The organism is Microbacterium sp. SMR1 (assembly GCF_003289625.1).
In the GTDB taxonomy this organism is placed as follows: domain Bacteria; phylum Actinomycetota; class Actinomycetes; order Actinomycetales; family Microbacteriaceae; genus Microbacterium; species Microbacterium plantarum.
In genome coordinates, this window is the sequence record NZ_QMBN01000002.1 from 940,418 (window position 1) to 959,153 (window position 18,736).

19 protein-coding genes are annotated in these 18,736 nt (G+C 70.0%); 13 read left to right on the top strand and 6 right to left on the bottom strand.

The genetic code is table 11. The features are described 5' to 3' along the window. Both DO944_RS09020 and DO944_RS09025 read right to left on the bottom strand, forming a co-directional pair. Window positions 1–672 carry a TrkA family potassium uptake protein gene (locus DO944_RS09020; RefSeq protein ID WP_023952231.1) on the bottom strand — a complete coding sequence of 224 codons (672 nt, stop codon included), beginning with the start codon at window positions 670–672 and terminating at the stop codon, window positions 1–3. Further along, on the bottom strand, window positions 665–2,107 hold the full coding sequence (locus DO944_RS09025; protein ID WP_112616695.1) for a TrkH family potassium uptake protein: 1,443 nt from the start codon (window positions 2,105–2,107) through the stop codon (window positions 665–667). Before DO944_RS09025 ends, DO944_RS09020 begins: the two co-directional genes overlap by 8 nt. Window positions 2,108–2,207: 100 nt before the next feature. Between DO944_RS09025 and DO944_RS09030 the strand changes: the two genes are divergently transcribed. The 6 genes from DO944_RS09030 to DO944_RS09055 all read left to right on the top strand — a co-directional run bounded on the left by DO944_RS09030 (window position 2,208) and on the right by DO944_RS09055 (window position 4,091). Further along, window positions 2,208–2,615 carry a helix-turn-helix transcriptional regulator gene (locus DO944_RS09030; protein ID WP_112616697.1) on the top strand — a complete coding sequence of 136 codons (408 nt, stop codon included), beginning with the start codon at window positions 2,208–2,210 and terminating at the stop codon, window positions 2,613–2,615. A 100-nt stretch (window positions 2,616–2,715) separates the two neighbouring features. Then, on the top strand, window positions 2,716–2,907 hold the full coding sequence (locus DO944_RS09035; protein WP_112616986.1) for a helix-turn-helix domain-containing protein: 192 nt from the start codon (window positions 2,716–2,718) through the stop codon (window positions 2,905–2,907). A gap of 83 nt (window positions 2,908–2,990) precedes the next feature. After that, window positions 2,991–3,089, top strand: a complete 99-nt coding sequence (locus DO944_RS09040) for a 30S ribosomal protein bS22 (RefSeq protein ID WP_003792170.1) — start codon at window positions 2,991–2,993, stop codon at window positions 3,087–3,089. Between the two features lie 114 nt (window positions 3,090–3,203). Next, window positions 3,204–3,497 (top strand): rhodanese-like domain-containing protein, encoded by a 294-nt coding sequence (locus DO944_RS09045; RefSeq protein ID WP_112616699.1) that lies wholly within the window; start codon window positions 3,204–3,206, stop codon window positions 3,495–3,497. Window positions 3,498–3,513: 16 nt separating this feature from the next. Beyond that, a complete protein-coding gene (locus tag DO944_RS09050) occupies window positions 3,514–3,792 on the top strand; it encodes a glutaredoxin family protein (protein ID WP_112616701.1) in 279 nt (92 codons plus the stop codon). Next, window positions 3,789–4,091 carry a Dabb family protein gene (locus DO944_RS09055; protein ID WP_112616703.1) on the top strand — a complete coding sequence of 101 codons (303 nt, stop codon included), beginning with the start codon at window positions 3,789–3,791 and terminating at the stop codon, window positions 4,089–4,091. Before DO944_RS09050 ends, DO944_RS09055 begins: the two co-directional genes overlap by 4 nt. A gap of 36 nt (window positions 4,092–4,127) precedes the next feature. On the opposite strand, the gene DO944_RS09060 is transcribed toward DO944_RS09055, so the two are convergent. Together DO944_RS09060 and aspS are read right to left on the bottom strand one after the other, a co-directional pair. Further along, on the bottom strand, window positions 4,128–5,321 hold the full coding sequence (locus DO944_RS09060; protein ID WP_112616705.1) for a mechanosensitive ion channel family protein: 1,194 nt from the start codon (window positions 5,319–5,321) through the stop codon (window positions 4,128–4,130). 89 nt (window positions 5,322–5,410) lie between these two features. Further along, entirely contained in the window at window positions 5,411–6,751 is a 1,341-nt protein-coding gene (aspS, locus tag DO944_RS09065) for an aspartate--tRNA(Asn) ligase (RefSeq protein WP_064956100.1), read from the bottom strand. Window positions 6,752–6,850: 99 nt separating this feature from the next. Between aspS and DO944_RS09070 the strand changes: the two genes are divergently transcribed. From DO944_RS09070 to ccsB, 6 genes are all read left to right on the top strand, one after another. Continuing rightward, complete coding sequence (locus DO944_RS09070) at window positions 6,851–7,576, top strand: DedA family protein (RefSeq protein ID WP_112616707.1); 726 nt, start codon at window positions 6,851–6,853, stop codon at window positions 7,574–7,576. Window positions 7,577–7,643: 67 nt separating this feature from the next. Beyond that, window positions 7,644–8,285: a histidine phosphatase family protein gene (locus DO944_RS09075; RefSeq protein ID WP_112616709.1), complete on the top strand. Its 642-nt coding sequence runs from the start codon at window positions 7,644–7,646 to the stop codon at window positions 8,283–8,285. After that, window positions 8,285–8,899: a TlpA disulfide reductase family protein gene (locus tag DO944_RS09080; protein WP_112616711.1), complete on the top strand. Its 615-nt coding sequence runs from the start codon at window positions 8,285–8,287 to the stop codon at window positions 8,897–8,899. The genes DO944_RS09075 and DO944_RS09080 overlap by 1 nt, the downstream gene beginning before the upstream one ends. Beyond that, the gene (locus DO944_RS09085; protein ID WP_112616713.1) at window positions 8,896–9,735 is read left to right on the top strand and encodes a cytochrome c biogenesis CcdA family protein; all 840 of its coding nucleotides are present in this window, start codon (window positions 8,896–8,898) and stop codon (window positions 9,733–9,735) included. The genes DO944_RS09080 and DO944_RS09085 overlap by 4 nt, the downstream gene beginning before the upstream one ends. Continuing rightward, entirely contained in the window at window positions 9,716–11,494 is a 1,779-nt protein-coding gene (locus DO944_RS09090) for a cytochrome c biogenesis protein ResB (protein WP_112616715.1), read from the top strand. The genes DO944_RS09085 and DO944_RS09090 overlap by 20 nt, the downstream gene beginning before the upstream one ends. A gap of 5 nt (window positions 11,495–11,499) precedes the next feature. After that, window positions 11,500–12,567: a c-type cytochrome biogenesis protein CcsB gene (gene ccsB / locus DO944_RS09095; RefSeq protein WP_112616717.1), complete on the top strand. Its 1,068-nt coding sequence runs from the start codon at window positions 11,500–11,502 to the stop codon at window positions 12,565–12,567. A gap of 543 nt (window positions 12,568–13,110) precedes the next feature. Here ccsB and DO944_RS09100 read toward each other — a convergent pair. Both DO944_RS09100 and DO944_RS09105 read right to left on the bottom strand, forming a co-directional pair. Continuing rightward, window positions 13,111–15,162, bottom strand: coding sequence for a YhgE/Pip family protein (locus tag DO944_RS09100; protein ID WP_112616719.1), 2,052 nt, complete (start codon window positions 15,160–15,162; stop codon window positions 13,111–13,113). After that, the gene (locus DO944_RS09105; protein WP_112616721.1) at window positions 15,159–17,984 is read right to left on the bottom strand and encodes an MMPL family transporter; all 2,826 of its coding nucleotides are present in this window, start codon (window positions 17,982–17,984) and stop codon (window positions 15,159–15,161) included. Before DO944_RS09105 ends, DO944_RS09100 begins: the two co-directional genes overlap by 4 nt. Before the next feature lie 125 nt (window positions 17,985–18,109). Between DO944_RS09105 and DO944_RS09110 the strand changes: the two genes are divergently transcribed. Beyond that, entirely contained in the window at window positions 18,110–18,727 is a 618-nt protein-coding gene (locus DO944_RS09110; protein ID WP_023952201.1) for a TetR/AcrR family transcriptional regulator, read from the top strand. The last annotated feature ends 9 nt before the right edge of the window (window positions 18,728–18,736 follow it).

The following is an 18,736-nucleotide window of genomic DNA, read 5'->3' on the forward strand; positions in this document are numbered from 1 at the left end:
TCAGCGGTCGAGGGAGGCGAAGCGCTCGATGTCGGAGTTCGTGCCCGAGACGATGATGAGGTCGTGGTTGGTCACGACGGTGTTGGCCTCGGCATAGCGGAACGGCTTGCCGGGGCTCTTCACGCCGACGACCGTGACGCGATACTTCGTCCGCACGCCCGACTCGTTGAGGCCGACGCCGCGGATGAACTTCGGCGGGTACATCTTCGCGAGCACGAAGTCGTCGTCGAAACGGATGAAGTCGAGCATGCGCCCGCTCACGAGGTGCGCGACGCGCTCGCCGGCCTCGCGCTCGGGGTACACGACGTGGTTGGCGCCGACGCGGGCGAGGATCTTGCCGTGCGACTGCGAGACCGCCTTCGCCCAGATCTGCGGGACCTTCAGGTCGACGAGGTTCGCGGTGATGAGGACCGACGCCTCGATCGACGAGCCGACGGCGACGACGGCGACCTGGAAGTCCTGCGCACCGATCTGCTTGAGCGCGTCGAGGTTGCGGGCGTCGGTCTGCACAGCGTGCGTGACGCGCTCCGACCACTTCTGGACGAGCTCGAGGTTGTCGTCGATCGCGAGCACCTCGCGGTCGAGGCGGTCGAGCTCTCCCGCGCAGGCGGCGCCGAAGCGCCCCAGCCCGATGACCAGGACGGGAGCGTCGCTTCGGATCTGCTCAACCAACGATCGGCCTTTCGACGGGCAGGGCGTACAACTGCGAACGGGATGCCGCGGCCACCGCTGCAGCGAGAGTCACTGTACCAACGCGGCCCATGAACATGACGAGGGCCATGACGTACACCGCGGGGTCGGGCAGTTCGGCCGTCAAGCCTGTCGACAGGCCGACGGTCGCGAACCCGGAGATGACGTCGAACAGCACCTCGTCGACGGGGGCCTTGGTGATCTGCGCGATCGTGACGGTGCCGATCGCGACGATCGTGGCGCTCCAGGCGACGACCGAGAGCGCGACGCGCTGCACGTCACTGGGGATGCGGCGGCGGAACACCTGCACCGACGGGCGCCCCTTCGCCTCGGACCACACGGCGAGGGCGAGCACCGCGAGGGTGGTGACCTTGATGCCGCCCGCGGTCGAGGCCGAGCCGCCGCCGACGAACATGAGCATCGATCCGACGATGAGGGATGAGCCGTGCATCTCGCCGATGTCGATGATCGAGAAGCCGCCCGACCGGGTCATCGCCGAGATGAAGAACGCCTGGAACGTGGTGTCCCACGCCTCCATCGACCCGAAGGTCGCCGGATTGTCGTACTCGAGGAGCAGGAAGACTCCGGCGCCGGTGAAGAACAGGATGATCGTGGTGATGATCGTGAGCTTCGCGTGCAGCGACCAAGCCCGCACGTGCCACTGGTGGCGCCAGAGCGTGAAGATCACCGGGAAGCCGATCGAGCCGAGGAACACCCCCGCCATGAGCACGGTGAGCATCACGTAGTCCTGGGCGAACGGCTGCAGGCCCTCGGCATTCGGCGAGAAGCCGGTGTTGGTGAAGGCCATCGCCGCGTAGTACGGGGCCTCCCACAGCGCGGTGAGCGGATCGACGCCGCCGAACAGCAGCGAGGGATACAGCAGGATCGCCAGCCCCGCCTCGATGACGAGCGTCGACAGCGCGACGGTGCGCAGCAGCAAGCCGACCTCGCCGAGGCGGACGGCCTGACCTTCGTTGACGGGACCGCCGTGTGCGCGCATCGGATTGCTGTCGCCGGCGGCGATGAGCTTCGCGCGCAGACCGAGGCGCTTGGAGATGACGAGGCCGAGGATCGACGCGAGGGTCAGCACGCCGAGCGCACCCACGTTGACGCCGATGTAGATCAGGACGTGACCGAACGGCGACCAGTGCGTGGCCATGTCGACGGTCGCGAGCCCCGCGACGCAGATCGTCGACACCGCGGTGAACAGCGCGTCGGCGAACGGGGTCGCCCGGCCCGATGCGGATGCCGCCGGCAGGGAGAACAGCGTCGTGAAGACGAGGATCAGCGTCGAGAAGATCAGCACCGCGAACCGAGACGGCGACGCGGTCGCCAGATCACGCCCGGCGTCCCAGGCGCTGCGCCCGAAACCACCGAGGCGGTGGAGGACGATCGCGCCGACGGACCTGTCCGCCATGCGTGTTCCTCCCCACGATCGCAGCTGCTGCTCCCGGCGCCGCAGTAGGTCGGTGCCGATGTCATGGTACTCGGGCGCGTGCGCCGACTAACCTGATGGCATGGCGGACATCTTCGACGTGATCGCCGACGGTACCCGTCGGGACATCCTGCGGCTCTTGCTCGATCGCGACTCCGATCCCCGCTCGTCCGGCACGAGCGTCTCGCAGATCGTCAGTGAGCTCGGGGTGAGCCAGCCGACGATCTCCAAGCACCTGAAGGTCCTCCGGGGTGCCGAGCTCGTCACGGTCCGAGAGGAAGGGCAGCATCGGTACTACAGCCTGTCGCCCGAGCCGCTCGACATCGTCGACGACTGGCTCGTCCCCTTCCTGTCCTCCGAGGCCTACGACGCCGAGCCCGTCGCCGCCCTCCCCGAACAGGCCGTGGCTGCGGCCGAGCTCGTCGGCCGGGCCGCGGCATCCGCCAAGCACGCCGTCACGAGCGTGTTCGGCAAGCGCTCCGGTCGCTGACGCGGCGGGATCCGTGCCCGGTCCGCAACACGTGTCACTCCGGTTTACACGCGTCGCGCCGCGCCCCTAGAGTGTTCGCATCCGGGGGAAAGGGATGACGATGGCCGAGCTGCCCGATGTGCGCTTCCTCACCGTTGCGGAGGTGGCCGAGATCATGCGGGTGTCGAAGATGACGGTGTATCGCCTCGTGCATTCCGACGAGCTGCCGGCTGTCCGCTTCGGTCGGAGCTATCGCGTGCCCGAATCTGCCGTGCGCGACGCTGTGCAACGGCCGATCGCCGACGTCGGCTAGACTGATCCGAGGCATTTTTCGCGAGGTGCCTGTTCCCGGACGCAGACGAGATGCGTCCAGACCCTGACATAGTGAGGTTTTCCGTGGGTTCTGTCATCAAGAAGCGCCGCAAGCGCATGGCGAAGAAGAAGCACCGCAAGCTGCTTCGCAAGACTCGCCACCAGCGCCGCAACAAGAAGTAAGTCGCGGCGACGTCACTGAGCGCCCCATTCGGCTCCGGCCGAGGGGCGCTTCGTGCTTTCCGGATGCGGCCGCCCCACGGCGCCGCGGCCTAGGCTGAACGTGGAGGAACGAGCATGAAATCCATCACCATCGACGAGCTCCGCGCGGGCCGCGACATCCCCCTCATCGACGTCCGCGAGGATCACGAGTTCGCCGCGGGACGGGTCCCCGGCGCGATCAGCATCCCGATGTCGCAGCTCGGTGAGCGGATCGACGAGCTGCCCGACGGCGCCTTCGATGTCATCTGCCAGGCCGGCGGACGGTCGGCCCAGGTCGTCGCCGCCCTCGAGGCACGCGGCTACGACGCCACGAACGTCGCCGGCGGCACGGGCGAGTGGGCCTCGCGCGGCTTCGAGCTCGAGCGCTGACAGCGGCGCGCCACCGATGTCCACGCTGACGCTCATCTCCAAGCCCGGCTGCCACCTCTGCGACGTCGCCCGCGAGATCGTCGACACCGTCGTGGCCGACCTGCCCGGTGACGCGGACGTCGAGGTCGTCGAGAGGTCGATCTTCGACGACCCGGCGCTCTTCGAGCAGTGGTGGGAGAAGATCCCCGTCGTGCTGATCGACGACCGCCTCCACGCGCACTGGCGCGTGTCGGCCGACCGGCTGCGCGCCGCGCTGACCGACGAAACCCCGACCCCGAACGAGGAGTCCGCATGACCATCCGCCACGTCGTCGCCTGGAAGCTCGCCGCCGAAGACCCCGAGACCCGGGCCGAGCACGCCGCCGAGGTGGCGCGCCGCATCCAGGGTCTCGTCGGTGTCGTCCCCTCGATCCGCTCGCTGAGCATCGGGCCGAACGCGGCTTACGCCGATGTCAACGGCGACGTCGCCCTCGTCGCCGACTTCGACGATGTCGCCGGTCTCGAGGCGTACCAGGTGCACCCGGCTCACCAGGAGGTCGCCGCCTTCGTCCGCGGCGTCGTCGCGAGTCGCATCTCGGTCGACTTCGAGGTCTGAGCGACCCGGCCTCGACCGGCTCGCCCCGAGGGGGTCTCAGTTCCGCCGATCGCGCTCGGCGAGCTCGTCCGTCATGACCACCGGGATCGCGTTCGTGAACGTGCTCGCCCGTCGTTCGGCCTCGGCACTGCCGGTGAAGAGCCCGTCGTTGGTCGGGGTGGGGTCGTGCGTGATCGGGTCGTCGGTGTGGTGCCCTGGGGCCGTGGCATCCGACATGACGATCCGCTGAACCGGAACGGCCTGCGGCATCGTGCGCTGCACCCACGTGACCATCGCTTCGCGCACGAGGCAGCGGAGGTCGAACAGCGTGGGAGCGTCCTTCGCGGTGACCAGGATGCGCACGCGGACGTAGCCGGCGACGGCATCCGTCACCTGCAGCACCGACGTCCGGCGATCCCAGAGGTCGGTCTTCTCGAGCACGTCGTGCAGGTGCGCGCGCATCGCGGCGGGCGAGACGTTCCAGTCGAGATCCATCTCGACGGCCCCCAGCAGCTCGGAGCCGCGCCGCGTCCAGTTCTCGAACGGCGTCGTGGTGAAGTAGGTGCAGGGAAGGACGAGTCGGCGGTCATCCCACAGGTCGAGCACGACGTAGCTGAGGGTGATCTCTCCGACGCGGCCCCATTCGCCGTCGGCCACGACGACGTCGTCGACGCGCAGGGCGTCGCTGAAGACGATCTGCAGCCCCGCGAAGACGTTGGCGAGCACCGACTGGGCGGCCAGTCCCGCGACCACCGACGCGATTCCCGCGGAGGCCAGGACGCTCGCCCCCACCGCCCGCACCGAGTCGAAGGTCAGGAGGGCCGCGCCGATGCCGATCACGATGATGATCGCCACGGCCAGACGCCGCACGATGAGCATCTGCGTGCGGATACGGCGGGCGACGCGGTTGTCCGGCACATCGATGCGGTAACGGCCGAGTGCGATGTCGGTGACGACCAGCACGAGCGAGGCGAGCAGCCAGGCGCTCGCGGCGATGATGACGATCGTCAGCAGCTGGCTCAAGACCGACCGCCAGAGCTCGTCGGGGAAGGCGGTCTGCACGGCGGCCCACAGGACGATGGCGACGAGCAGCGAACGGAACGGCGCGCGCGAGCGGCGGCCGAGCACCTCCGGCCAGCGCTGCCGTCGGGCGGCGATGCTCAGCGCCACATGAGCGACCACAGCGATCACCACGGCGACCGCGAGACCCACCAGCACCGCGATGGCGAACTCCATCCACCCGTCCCACATACGTCGTACTCCTTCCGTCACGGGAGAAGCCACGATACGGGCGGCGGCGGACGCTGCCTGAGCGCTTGCCGGGTGCGTGGGGTGTTGTGTTACGGGGCGAGGCGCGTCGGCCCGCGGAAGAGGTACGTGACCTCGCGGATCGACGATTCACCGAGCAGCAGCATCAGCACGCGCGCGAGGCCCATGCCGAAGCCGCCGTGCGGCGGGGCGCCGTAGCGGAAGAAGTCGAGGTAGAAGTCGAGGTGCTCGGGGTCGAGCCCCTTCTCCTTCGCCTGCTCGATGAGAACGTCGACGCGGTGCTCGCGCTGCGCGCCGGTCGTGATCTCGACGCCGTTGAAGAGCAGGTCGTACGACTTGGTCAGCCCGGTCTCCTCGTCGCGCATGTGGTAGAAAGCGCGGATCTCGGGGTGATAGTCGGTGATGAAGACGAACTGGTGACCGTAGGTCTCGAGCACGTGCGCCGAGATCTGGCGTTCGCCCTCGGGGTCGAGGTCGCCGTCGGTGCGCGGGATGTCGTAGCCGCGTGCCGCGACGATCTCACGGGCCTCGGCCAGGGGGATGCGGGGGAACGGGGTCTGCGGAACCTGCACCTCGACACCGAACAGTTCGGCGATCTCGTCGCCGTGCTTGTCCTTGACGGCCTGGAAGGCGAACTGCAGCAGCTCTTCCTGCATCGCAGCGACGTCCTCGTGCGAGTCGATCCAGCTGATCTCGGCGTCGATCGAGGTGAACTCGGTCGCGTGCCGCGAGGTGAACGACGGGTCGGCGCGGAAGACGTCGCCGATCTCGAAGATCTTGCCGAAGCCCGCCGACTGCGCCATCTGCTTGAAGAACTGCGGGCTCTGCGCGAGGTACGCCGTCTTGTCCTCGAAGTAGGGCACCTCGAACAGCTCGGCGGCCGACTCGGAAGCGGAGGCCATGAGCTTGGGGGAGTGGATCTCGATGTAGTCACGCTCGATCCAGTACGTGCGCATCGCGTGCTCGAGCGTCGTCTGCACGCGGAAGATCAGGTTGTTGCGGCGCTGACGCAGGTCGAGGAAGCGCCAGTCCATGCGCTTGTCGAGACCGGAGTCGGCCGCGATGGGCGTCTCGGGGAGGGCGGCGGCCGCGATGTCGAGGGCGCCGATCTTGATCTCGACGCCGCCGAGCTTGACGCGCTCGTCGTGCTTGAGCTCGCCCGTGACGGTGAGGAACGTGCCCGTCGAGAGGTTCGAGATCAGCTCGGTGAGGGCGAGGGCCGCGGCATCCTGCTCGCTGCCGTCCTCGGCCGGGCGCGTCGCGGGGTTGACCAGCTGCACGGCGCCGGTCTCGTCGCGGAGGATGACGAACTGCACCTTCTTCTGATCGCGGACGGTCTCGACCCATCCGGACACCGAAACGGGGCCGTCGGGGCGGGCCTGCAGCTGCTGGACGAGAACGCGTTCACTCACGAGGGGAGAGTCTACGCGTCCAGCAATCTCCGACGTTGCCGTCCTAGGCTGTGCGCGGGGCCCGGCCGGGCATCCGATCACCGAGCGCGAAGGCACCCGATGACCGTCATGACCCGCACCGCCTACGCCCACGCGTCGGAGGCCTCCGCAGACGAGGGCGGGTCGTGGCTGACCACGCTCGCCGACTGGACCGTCTCGCTCATGGACACGATCGGGCCGGCGGGGGCGGCGATCGCGGTCGGCATGGACAACCTGTTCCCGCCGATCCCCAGTGAGGTCGTCCTGCCGATGGCCGGGCTCGCGGCCTCACGCGGATCCTTCACGCTCGCCGAGGCGATCCTGTGGACCACGTTCGGGTCGGTCTTCGGCGCGTACATCCTGTACTTCCTCGGCCGCTGGCTGGGAGCGGAGCGGTTGCGCCGCATCGCCGACCGGATGCCGCTGGTGACCGGCGACGACGTCGTGCGGTCGGTCCACTGGTTCGAGAAGCACGGCTCGATCGCGGTGTTCTTCGGACGGATGGTGCCGCTGTTCCGCAGCCTCATCTCGATCCCAGCCGGGGTCGCGCGGATGCACTGGTGGAAGTTCGGCCTGCTCACCACCGCGGGAAGCCTGATCTGGAACTCGATCTTCGTGATGGCCGGCTTCCTCCTCGGCGAGAATTGGCACATCGTCGAGCGCTACGCCGAGACCTTCCAGCTGATCGTGATCGTCGTCGTCGCGGTGCTCATCGTCTGGTTCGTCGTGAAGCGCGTGCGCGATCTGCGTCGAGATCGAGCCGCGGGCGCGGGGCCGGCGCCGGAGCCGAGCGTCGAGGGGTCCTGACCCACCGGCTGCCGGCCGATCGGGCGCTCAGGGTCCGCATAGGAGCTGCCGCCGTAGACTGGAGACCGTGCCCGCAGCCCGTCTCCATCTCGTGCGCCACGGTGAGGTTCACAACCCCCAGCGCGTGCTCTACGGACGGCTGCCGCACTTCGGACTGAGCGAGGACGGACGGCGCATGGCCCGTTCGGCCGCCGAGCACGTCGCGTCGCTCGACCGCCCGGTCACCGCCCTGATGTCGTCGCCGCTGCAGCGCACGCGCGAGTCGTCCGAGCCCTTCACCGAGCTCTTCGGCCTCGATCCTGTCATCGACGAACGAGTCATCGAGCCGCACAACGTCTTCGAGGGTCGGCGCATGCGCAACGCCCTCGTCAACCCCTGGAACTGGTGGCACCTGCGCACGCCGGCGACTCCGAGCTGGGGCGAGCCCTACCTCGAGATCGTCGCGCGCATGGATGCGGCCATGCGCGACCTGTGGCACTCGACCGATTCGGGCGATGCGGTGATCGTCTCGCACCAGCTGCCGATCTGGATCACCCACCTCGCGATCGCCGGCGAGCCGCTGCGCCACGACCCGCGTCGGCGTCGATGCGCGCTCTCGAGCGTCACGAGCTTCGAGCTCTCCGACGGGGGAGAGCGCGCCGCGTGGCGCGAGGTCGCGTACGCCGAGCCCGCATCGACCGCGGGCGCCGTCGATGTAGGAGCAGTCTGATGAAGCGCCGCCTTGTGGCCGCCGTCCTCGCACTCGGACTCGCGGCGGGCCTCGCCGCCTGCTCGAGCCCCAACGACGACCTCGCCGGGCAGTACCGCGACGGCGACAACAAGGGGTTCATCTCGGGCGATGGCACGACCACCGAGATCCCCGAGGCCGAGCGCGGCGCTCCGATCGCGTTCAGCGGCACGGCCGTCGACGGCTCGACGATCTCGAGCGCGGACTACGCCGGCAAGCCGCTCGTCCTCAACTTCTGGTACGCGCAGTGCGGCCCGTGCCGCGCCGAAGCGCCGCTGCTCGAAGAGGTCTACACCGATACGCAGGAGGTCGGCGCGGAATTCCTCGGCGTCAACATCTACGACGGTCCCGAGCAGGCCTCGGCCTTCGAGCGGAACTACGGCATCAGCTACCCCTCGCTCCTCATGCAGGGCGACAGCGAGCTGAAGCTCGCGCTCGCGGCATCCGCGTCGGTCCAGGCGGCGCCGACGACGCTCGTGCTCGACACCGAAGGGCGCGTAGCGGCCCGCATCGTCGGCCAGCTGCGGGATGCCGGCATCCTCCGCACCCTCGTCGAGGACGCCGCGAAGGCGGGCGCCGGCGCGGGATCGTCGTGAGCCCGGGCGAGATCGTCTTCGGCGGAGCCCTGTGGCTCGCGGTGCCGATCGCCGTGCTCGCGGGACTGGTGTCGTTCCTGTCGCCGTGCGTGCTGCCGCTCGTCCCCGGCTACCTGGGCTTCCTCGGCAGCGCGGTCACGCCGCGCGAGCCCGCTGAGCGGGTCGCCAGCCGCGGTGAAGCTCGGAAAATGTCGGAAAGCTCGGAGGGTGCCGCCGGATCGGTCCGCGTTTCGACGGATTCTCCGACGTCCGCGCCGGGCCGCGGACGCCTGCTGCTCGGCGTCGGACTGTTCATCGCGGGGTTCACGGTCGTCTTCCTCGCGATGGGTGTCTTCGCGGGCACGATCGGCCGCGCATTCTTCGAGTACCAGGAGGTCATCACGCGCGTCCTCGGCGCCGTCGTGATCGTCCTGGGGCTCGTGTTCGTCGGCATGTTCGGCTTCGCGCAGCGGATCTACCGGCCGCAGCTGCGGCAGAACCTCGGCCTCGCCGGAGCGCCGTTGCTCGGCATCGCGATGGGCATCGGCTGGGCGCCCTGCATCGGTCCGACCCTCGCCGCGATCCTCTCGATCGCCCTCAGCCAAGCCGACCCGACCCGCGCGGGCGTTCTCGCCGTGGCGTACTCGCTGGGGCTCGGCATCCCATTCGTCCTGCTGGCGCTGGGCGCGAGCTGGGCCACTCGCTCGGTGGCCTTCGTGCGCCGCCACATCCGCGTCGTGAACATCGCCGGGGGAGCGCTGCTCGTCGTCCTCGGCCTGCTGATGGTCACCGGCGTCTGGACCACGATCATGTCCGTCTTCCAAGGAGTGGTGGCCGGTGTCCCGACCTTCCTCTGACCAGGCCGATCCCTCGGCGCCGCTGCGACCGGGCGACCACTCCGACGCCGCTCCCGCGGCCGAACCCGCCGACGGCGACCGCGAGATCACCCAGCCCCAGCTCGGCTTCGTCGGGTGGCTGCGGTGGGGCTGGCGGCAGCTGACGAGCATGCGCACGGCGCTGGTCCTGCTGCTCCTGCTCGCGATCGCGGCCATCCCGGGGTCGATCGTGCCGCAGCGCAGCGCCGACCCCAACGGCGTCACCCAGTGGCGCACCGACAACCCCGATCTGTACCCCATCCTCGATGCGCTCCAGATGTTCGACGTGTACACCTCGGTGTGGTTCTCGGCGATCTACATCCTGTTGTTCGTCTCGCTCGTCGGGTGCGTCATCCCGCGCACGAAGCACCACTGGCAGGCCATGAAGTCGCGCCCGCCCCGCACCCCCGTGCGCCTGTCCCGGTTGGCCGATCACCACACGGTCGGAGTCGCCCTGCGCGACGACGAGGATGCCGCGGCCGCGGCGTCGGCGGCCGTCGACGAGGCTCAGCGACAGCTGCGCAAGTCGGGTTACCGCGTCGAGCGGTACGACTCGGGCCAGGTGGCATCCGTCTCGGCCGAGCGGGGCTACCTGCGCGAGACGGGCAACCTCGTCTTCCACGGTGCGCTCGTGGGCGTGCTGATCTCGGTCGGCATCGGCGGCGGGCTGACGTACACGGGTCAGACCGTCATCGTCGAGGGTGACACGTTCGTCAACTCGCTCGGTCTCGGGTACACCTCGTTCAACCCGGGCCGCTTCGTCGACACCGACCAGATGCCGCCGTACTCGCTCACCCTCGACAAGTTCGACGTGACGTACGGCCCGTTCAGCGGGGGACCGGGTCACGGGATGGCCGGAGACTTCCTCGCCCACCTCACGGTGACCGAGCCCGGGCAGGAGCCGCGCGACGGGGAGGTGCGTGTCAACCACCCCTACGGGATCGAGGGTGACCGCGTCTATCTGATGGGCAACGGCTACGCCCCCACGATCACCGTCCGCGACGCCGCCGGCGAGGTCGTGTTCAGCGAGGACGTGCCGTTCCTGCCGCAGGACAACAACATGACCTCGATCGGCGTCGTCAAGATCGCCGACGGGATGCCGAAGCAGCTCGGATTCGCCGGCTTCTTCTACCCGACGGCAGCGACGCTCGAGACGGGGGCCATCGCCTCCGCCTACGGCGACCTCACCAACCCGCTCGTGACCTTCCGTGTCTACGAGGGCGACCTCGGCATCGACGACGGGACGCCCCGCTCGGTCTACACGCTCGACCCGACCGGCATGGAGCAGATCGCCGGCGGCGACGCGGAGGCCGCGTCGCTCGAGCTCGAACCCGGTCAGACCGTCGACCTCCCGGGCGGTCGTGGCACCGTGACCTTCGAGGACCAGCGCGCATCCGGCGCTCAGGAGGCGGTCAAGCGCTACGTCTCGCTGTCGATCCACCGCGACGTGGGGGCGCCGTTCGTGCTCGTCTTCGCGATCCTCGCCACCCTCGGCCTGCTTGCGGGGCTCTTCGTGCCGCGCCGGCGCCTGTGGGTCAAGGCGACCCCGGTAGACGGAGCGATCCGCCTGGAGTACGCCGGCCTCGCCCGCGGCGAGGACCCCGCGATCGCGCAGGCGGTCGCCGACATCTCCCGCAGTCACCTCGCCGCCCTCGGGCGCGATGAGGTCGAGCTGCCGCCCGAGGCCGAGCGTCCGCGCCGTCCCCGCCCCGCCCGCGCGCAAGCGCCCGACGTAAACTGAGGATCATGCCCGAAGACCTGTCGCTGGATGCCGTCTCGGTCCTGCTCGTCTGGACAGCGGTGGCTGTCTACGCGCTCGCCTTCATCGCCTACGCGATCGATCTGGCTCGTCGTTCCGATCTCGCGCTGAAGACGAAAGACTCCGTCCCCGCCGCGGCTGCGGCTCCCGCCCTCGTCGCCGCCGGCGGTGCGCAGACGATCGGCGAGATCCGCGCCGCGGAGGCTCAGGCCGAGCTCGCGCTCAACGCCCGCCCCGCCGACCGCCCGCGCCTGCTGTGGGCGCGCATGGGAACGACCCTGACCTGGATCGGGTTCCTCTTCCACCTCGGAGCGACCGTGCTGCGCGGCATCGCCGCCGAGCGGGTGCCGTGGTCGAACATGTACGAGTTCGCCCTCACCGGCCTGCTCCTCGTGGTGATGGTCTACCTCGTCGTGCTCTTCCGGTACGACCTGCGCTTCCTCGGCACCTTCATCACCGGGCTCGCGGTCGTGCTGCTCGGCGGCTCGGTCATCAACTTCCACGTCGCGGTGGTGCCGCTCGCCGACCCGCTGAAGTCGATCTGGCTCGTCATCCACGTCTTCGTGGCCTCGCTGGCGTCGGCGTTCTTCGCGCTGGCGTTCGCCCTGTCGATCGTGCAGCTCATGCAAGCAAGACGCGAGGCACGCGCGATCGCTCGGGTCAGCGCCGAGGCTGGGGATGCGGCATCCGCGGGATCCGCTCCGCAGCGCGACGGTGCGCGGTTCCTGCGTACGCTGCCGAGCGCCGACGCCCTCGAGTCGCTCGCCTACCGCTTCGCGATCATCGGCTTCATCTTCTGGACCTTCACCCTCATCGCCGGCTCGATCTGGGCCAACGACGCGTGGGGCCGGTACTGGGGCTTCGACACGAAGGAAGTGTGGACCTTCGTCATCTGGGTGCTCTACGCCGGCTACATCCACGCTCGCGCGACGCGCGGTTGGCGCGGAAACCGCAGCGCGTGGCTGTCGATCGTCGGCTTCTCAGCGGTGCTGTTCAACTTCATCATCGTCAACCAGTTCTTCAAGGGTCTGCACGCCTACAGCGGCCTGAGCTGACCCCTCGTCGGGGTGCGGGGCGTCGCCTCGGTTGGCAGCCGGCGCCCATTCCCGTCGCTGGAAGGGGCGTGAACTGCCAAGTGGGAGTCGCCTGTGGTGCGCGGCGTCGGCTCGGTTGGCAGCATGTGCCCCTTCCCGTCGCGCGAGCGGGCGTGAACTGCCAATTGAACTTTGCCGGGGTCCGGGACGTCGGCTCGGTTGGCAGCGTGTGCCCATTCCCGTCGCGGGAGGGCGCGCGACTGCCAGCTGGGAGTCGCCCGTGGTGCGCGGCGTCGCTTCGGTTGGCAGTAGCTGCCCGTTCTCGTCGCTGGAGGGGGCGTGAACTGCCCACTCAACCTCGCCGTGGTGCGCGGCGTCGGCTCGGTTGGCAGCATGCGCCCCTTCCCGTCGCGCGTGGGGGCGTGGACTGCCAACTGGGAGTCGCCCGGGGTGCGGGACGTCGGCTCGGTTGGCAGCGTGTGCCCATTCCTTTCGCTCGAAGGGGCGCGAACTGTCAACTCACTCGCTCCGCCCCGCCTCAAGAGAAGGCGGGGCGAACGCGTGTCAGACGGCGGCGGGGCGCAGCACCGCGCGCACCGAGGTCGTGCGCGCCCGGGCGGTGACGATGACCGTGACCACGAGTGAGATCGCCGTCCACACGAGCAGCCCCGCAACCGCGGCTCCGGCACCTCCGGCCGAGGTGAGCACCGCGAGCAGGCCCTGGTAGGCGGATGCCGTCGGCAGCAGCCCCGCGATCTGCGACAGCACTCCGGGCACGGTCGAGACGACTCCCGTGGCCACCGCCAGCACGGCGACACCGGCCGCGACCCATCGGCCCGCTCCGCCGAGCAGCGCGACGAGGGCCTGGTTCACGGCGGCGAAGGCGACACCCGCCAGGGCGGAGAGTCCGGCGAACGCGGCCCACGTCCACGGGTCGTACGAGGCCGCGAGCTGCACGACCACCGCGACCAGGACGCCCTGCACGAGCCCGACCACCGCGGCGGGGGCGAAGGCCCACAGCGTCAGCAGGAACGACGGGCGACGTGAGGTCAGCGCGCCGCGGGGGACGGCCTGCAGCGCGACGAACGATCCGATCGCGCCGAGCCACAGGGCGAGGCCCGTGAGCAGCGGGATGGCCGAGGCGCCGAACAGGTCGGACCCGAGACCCTCCGCCTCGACGGGGGCGGCCACGACGCTCGCGAGGTCGGTCGCCTGCTGGTCGGTGTACGACGGCAGCGCCGCCGTCGCGGTGTCGAGGCCGTCGGCGAGGGTGCCCGTGCCGTCGGCGACGGTTCCGACGCCGGTGGCGAGGTCGGTCGCACCGCCGGCCAGTTCGCCGGCGCCGGACGAGAGCTGTGAGGCGCCGTCGGCGGCCGATCCGGCACCTGCGGCGAGGGCCGAGGCGCCGGAGGCCAGCTGGCCGCCTCCGGCCGCGAGAGCGTCCGCACCGTCGGCGAGCTCGGTCATGCCGTTCGCGAGCTGCGTCGCCGCACCGGCGGCCTGCTGCAGACCGGAGATCAGCTCGGGCGCAGAGGCCGCCAGTCCCGAGACCTGTCCGGCGATCTGACCGGACTGACCGATCACACCGGTGACCTCGGGCAGGGCGCTCTGCGTGCGCGCGGAGACGGTGCGAAGGGCGTCGCAGACCTGCGCCGATCCGCCGTCGGCCTCGCAGCTCGCCGCGACGGCCGCGAGCTCGTCGGCGGCCTGCGTCACGCCGGTCGCGATGCGGTCGGAGTTCTCGGCGAGGTATTGCGCTCCGGCAACGGCCTCGGCGGGGATCTCGGGAACGCTCAGCCCGCTCAGCGACTGCGACAACTGGGTCGCGAACTCGTTGGTTCCGCCGGCGAGGGTGCGCGCGCCCTGCGCCCAGGTCGTCAGGCCCGTCTGGGTCGCCGCGGCCCCGTCGGAGAGCTGCGAGGCACCGGTCGCGAGCTGGCCGACCCCGTCCGAGAGGGTTCCCGCACCGCTGGCCAACTGGCCCGCACCGTCGGCGAGCTGCGTCGCGCCGTCGGCTGCCTGCCGCCCGCCGTCGGCGAGCTGTCGGGCGCCCGAGGCGGCATCTCCGAGCTGATCTCCCAGCGTCGTGAAGCCGAGGAACACGTTCTCGAGGTAGACCGTCGAGAGCTGCGAGCCCATGAGCGAGGTGGCCGCCTGTGTGATCTGCGCCGTGATGGCGTCGTCGACGACGAGGCTGTCCGGGGCGGTGTCGACCCGGATGGTGGCCTTCTCGGGCGTGCCGCCCGGGGCGGTCGAGGTGGCCGCGGCCGAGAAGCCGCTCGGGATCGTGACGACGGCGTCGTAGGTGCCGTCGGCGAGCCCGGCCCGGGCGTCCTCGTCGTTCGAGATGACCCAGTCCAGGTTGCTCGGGACCTCGTCCGACCCGGCGACCAGACCGGCGGTCAGCTGCCGGCCGAGGGGCGCGAGCTGACCGTTGACCTCGACCGCCTGGTCGTCGTTGACGATCGCCGCCCGCATGTTGTCGAGGCGCTCGACGGGGTTGTAGAGCGCCGCGACCAAGACGCCGCCGATGAGGACGGGCAGCAGGATGACGCCCACGATCGTGAGCCAGGTGACGGGCTTGCGCGAGCGGGCGCGCTCGATGAACAGGGTCATGACGGGATCACCTCGGTGTTCGGGTGCGACGGTTCGGACGCGGATGTCGCGGATGCACCGCCGTGCAGGGGGAGGGTGTGGGGCGCCGCGCGATGGGCCTCAGCGAGGATGTCGAGCACGCCGAGCTCGCGCCGGACGATCGCCACGACGGTGAGGGCACCGGCCCCCGCGTGGCGTTCGTCGAGGTCGGATGCCGCATCGCGGAGCACCGCGGCGGCCTGATCGCGGTCAGCGCCGGTGAGGGCGTCGAGTCCGTCGACCACGACGATCGTCGCTCCGCCCGAGGTGGCGCGACGCAGCTCGGCCACCGGGTCGGTCGTGTCGTCGAGCAGCGCGAGGCCGACGTGCGAGCGGACCCACGGCGCCCGCTCGGGCAGCAGGTGCCCGCCGACGCGGAGCAGCCCCCCGTCGACGCGGAGCCGCCCGGAGACGGCGAGGGCGAAGGCGCGGCCGACGCGCGGATCGGGGTGGGAGACGACGAGCGACTCGCCGGGCTCGACCCGGAAGGTCGCGTCGGAGAAGACCGCCGCGTGGCCGTCGTCGTCGGCGTGGACGGCGACATCCTCTCCGACCAGGGCGGCGGAGGTGTTGCGCTCCGGCCACTCGCGCAGCGAGAGCTCGCGCTCGACGGCCTCGCCCTCGATGTCGAAGTGGGGGAGGACGCGGTCGAGCCAGCGCGGCATCCACCACGCCTTCTCGCCGAGCAGCGCCATGACGGCCGGCACGAGCGTCATGCGGATGAGGAATGCGTCGACGGCGATGCCGACGGCGAGCCCCAGTGCGATCGGCTTGATCGACGAGTCGCCCTCGGGGACGAACGCGGCGAAGACGGCGAACATGATCACCGCCGCGGCCGTGACGACGCGCGCCGACGAGGTGAAACCGGAGCGGACAGCCCCGACGGCGGTGAGGCGATCCGCGCGGCCGCCCCGGTCGCGGCGGGCATGGACGTAGTCCTCGCGCATCCGCGAGACGAGGAAGACCTCGTAGTCCATCGCGAGGCCGAACAGGACGCCCATGAGGATGATCGGCATGAAGCTGATCACGGGCCCCTCGCGGGTGACGTGCAGCAGGTCGGCGAACCAGCCCCACTCGAAGACGGCGGCGACGACGCCGAAGGCGGCGAGCACCGACAGCAGATATCCGAGCGCGGCCTTGATCGGCACCCAGATCGATCGGAACACGATCGTCAGCAGGATGAGCGAGAGCCCGACGACGAAGACACCGAAGGGCAGCAGGGCTTCGCCGAGCCGATCGGAGATGTCGATACCCACGGCGGTGAACCCGGTGACCTTGAGGTCGACACCGTACTCGTCGAGCAGGCGGTCGTGCTGTGCCCGCAACTCGCGCACAAGGTCGGCCGTCTCGGGGGAGTCGGGTGCGGTCTCGGGCACGATCTGCACGAGCCCGGTGTCGGCGGTCTCGTTGGGGGTGGCGAGCGCGACCTCCTTCACCCCGGGAATGGTGGCGATGTCATCGCCGATGTCCTGCATCAGGGTCAGCGGATCGTTCGAGGTGACGATTGTCCCGGTCATGATCAGCGGACCGTTCGCGCCGGGACCGAAGTGCTCGGCGGTGAGGTCGTACGCCTGCCGGGCCTCGCTCGAGGGCGGCTGCACCCCCGCGTTGGGGAGGGCAAGGGTCAGGCTCGCTGACGGGATCGCGACGACGCCGAGACCCGCGATGACCGCGATCGTGGTGACGAGCGGATGCCGCGTGACGCCGCGCACCCAGCGCTCCGAGAACGATCGACGGGGCGCGGCCGGTCGCTTCCGCGACCGCTTTGCTCGGCGGGGCCAACCGACGACACGAGCTCCCGCGAAACCGAGGAGCGCGGGAGTGAGGGTGACGGCGACGACGACGGCGATCGCGACGGCAACGGCTGCAGCGATGCCCATCGTCGTGAGGAAGGGGATGCCGGCGAAGCTGAGCCCGATCAGTGCGATGAGCACCGTGATGCCCGCGAACGCGACGGACGATCCCGCGGTTCCGGTCGAACGAGCGGCGGACTCCTCCGGGTCCATGCCCGCACGCACCTGGTCCTGATGTCGGGCGGCGATGAAGAGCGAGTAGTCGATGCCGACGGCGAGGCCGAGCATGACCGACAGCAGCGGGGTCGTCGACGACACCGAGGCGAACTGCGTCGCCACGAAGATCATCGCCGTCGCGAGCGCGACCCCGATGAGAGCGCTGACGAGCGGGAACCACGAGACGGCGAATGAGCGGAACGTGACGATGAGGACGAACAGTGCCACCAGCACACCGATCACCTCGACGATCGACAGCGCCGGGATCGAGGTCGAGAACAGGTCACCGCCCAGCGCGATCTGCGTGCCGTCGGGCAGGTCCGCCCGCATCCGGTCGGCCACCGAGGTGAGCGCGTCCTTCGTCTCTGCGCTGACCGAGGTCGCCTCGCCGTCGAACTGCACGCGGACGATCGCGGCCCGGTCGTCCTCCGAGACCAGGCCGGAGACCGTCTGGTCGAACGGATCGGTCACGGCGAGGACGTCATCACCCAGGTCGCCGAACGCGGTCACGGTGTCGGCGATCTCGTCGGCGAACGGCTCGTCGCGCACGCTGTCTCCCTCGGGGGCGACGACGACGAGCTGCGCGCTCGTGCCGCTCGCCTGGGGGAACGTGCGGTTCAGCAGCTCCAGCCCCTCCTGCGCCTCGGTCCCCGGGATCGAGAAGGAGTTGTCGGTGCCCTTGTTCAGCAGCGCCGCTCCGCCGCCGGCGATGACGAGGATCAGCAGCCACGAGACGAGGACCCGCCAGGGGTGACGGAACGACCAGCGTCCGAGGGTGAACAGGAGTGTGGACACGGGCGCTCCAGGTCTGATCGATCGTCACGGTTGTTCGATACAGCGCTGTATCCGATACAGCAATGTATCCTATGTTCATCACGCACTGGTCAGGCTGGACGATCGGTGTGAACGCGAGGAGCACCATGGACGCCGAGGCACGCACAGCCACCCGCAGTCGCGAGAACACGCGCGCCCGGCTGCTCGATGCCGCCGCCGAGGTCTTCGCCGAGGTCGGTCTCGACGCGGCATCCGTCGAGGCCGTCTGCGACCGCGCCGGGTTCTCCCGCGGCGCCTTCTACTCGAACTTCGACTCCAAGGGCGAGCTCTTCCTCGCCCTGGTCGAGCGGTCCTCCAGCGAGAAGCTCGACCTGGTCGCCGACCGCGTCCGCACCCTCGATCGCACCGCGGCGCCCGATCCGTCCCTGCTCGTTCCCCAGATCGTCGACGTCTCGCTCGGGGGCATGGAGCCCCGGCTGGTGTCGGAGCTGCGCACGCAGGCACTTCGCGACGAACGGATGGCCGAGGCCTACCTTCGCCTGCAGGACGGCATCGTCGAGCGGGTGCGGGTGATCGTCGACGACATCCGGAAGGTCTACGAGCTGCGCTTCCGGCTGCCGATCACGGAGGTCGCGCAGCTCATGGTCGATCTCTCCGATGCAACGTGCGAGCGGGCGGCGGTCGAAGGGCTCGGCGAAGCGGAGACGACGCGGCTGCTGCACGAGCGCATCGGGCAACTCGCGACCGCGCTCCTCGACGCCTGAGGCCCGAGC

Excerpts from the sequence above, each read along its gene's own strand:
- DO944_RS09025 (WP_112616695.1), bottom strand. The coding sequence starts at position 2,107 with ATGGCGGACAGGTCCGTCGGCGCGATCGTCCTCCACCGCCTCGGTGGT.
- DO944_RS09030 (WP_112616697.1), top strand. The coding sequence starts at position 2,208 with ATGGCGGACATCTTCGACGTGATCGCCGACGGTACCCGTCGGGACATC.
- DO944_RS09035 (WP_112616986.1), top strand. The coding sequence starts at position 2,716 with ATGGCCGAGCTGCCCGATGTGCGCTTCCTCACCGTTGCGGAGGTGGCC.
- DO944_RS09045 (WP_112616699.1), top strand. The coding sequence starts at position 3,204 with ATGAAATCCATCACCATCGACGAGCTCCGCGCGGGCCGCGACATCCCC.
- DO944_RS09050 (WP_112616701.1), top strand. The coding sequence starts at position 3,514 with ATGTCCACGCTGACGCTCATCTCCAAGCCCGGCTGCCACCTCTGCGAC.
- DO944_RS09055 (WP_112616703.1), top strand. The coding sequence starts at position 3,789 with ATGACCATCCGCCACGTCGTCGCCTGGAAGCTCGCCGCCGAAGACCCC.
- DO944_RS09060 (WP_112616705.1), bottom strand. The coding sequence starts at position 5,321 with ATGTGGGACGGGTGGATGGAGTTCGCCATCGCGGTGCTGGTGGGTCTC.
- DO944_RS09070 (WP_112616707.1), top strand. The coding sequence starts at position 6,851 with ATGACCGTCATGACCCGCACCGCCTACGCCCACGCGTCGGAGGCCTCC.
- DO944_RS09080 (WP_112616711.1), top strand. The coding sequence starts at position 8,285 with ATGAAGCGCCGCCTTGTGGCCGCCGTCCTCGCACTCGGACTCGCGGCG.
- ccsB (WP_112616717.1), top strand. The coding sequence starts at position 11,500 with ATGCCCGAAGACCTGTCGCTGGATGCCGTCTCGGTCCTGCTCGTCTGG.
- DO944_RS09100 (WP_112616719.1), bottom strand. The coding sequence starts at position 15,162 with ATGACCCTGTTCATCGAGCGCGCCCGCTCGCGCAAGCCCGTCACCTGG.
- DO944_RS09110 (WP_023952201.1), top strand. The coding sequence starts at position 18,110 with ATGGACGCCGAGGCACGCACAGCCACCCGCAGTCGCGAGAACACGCGC.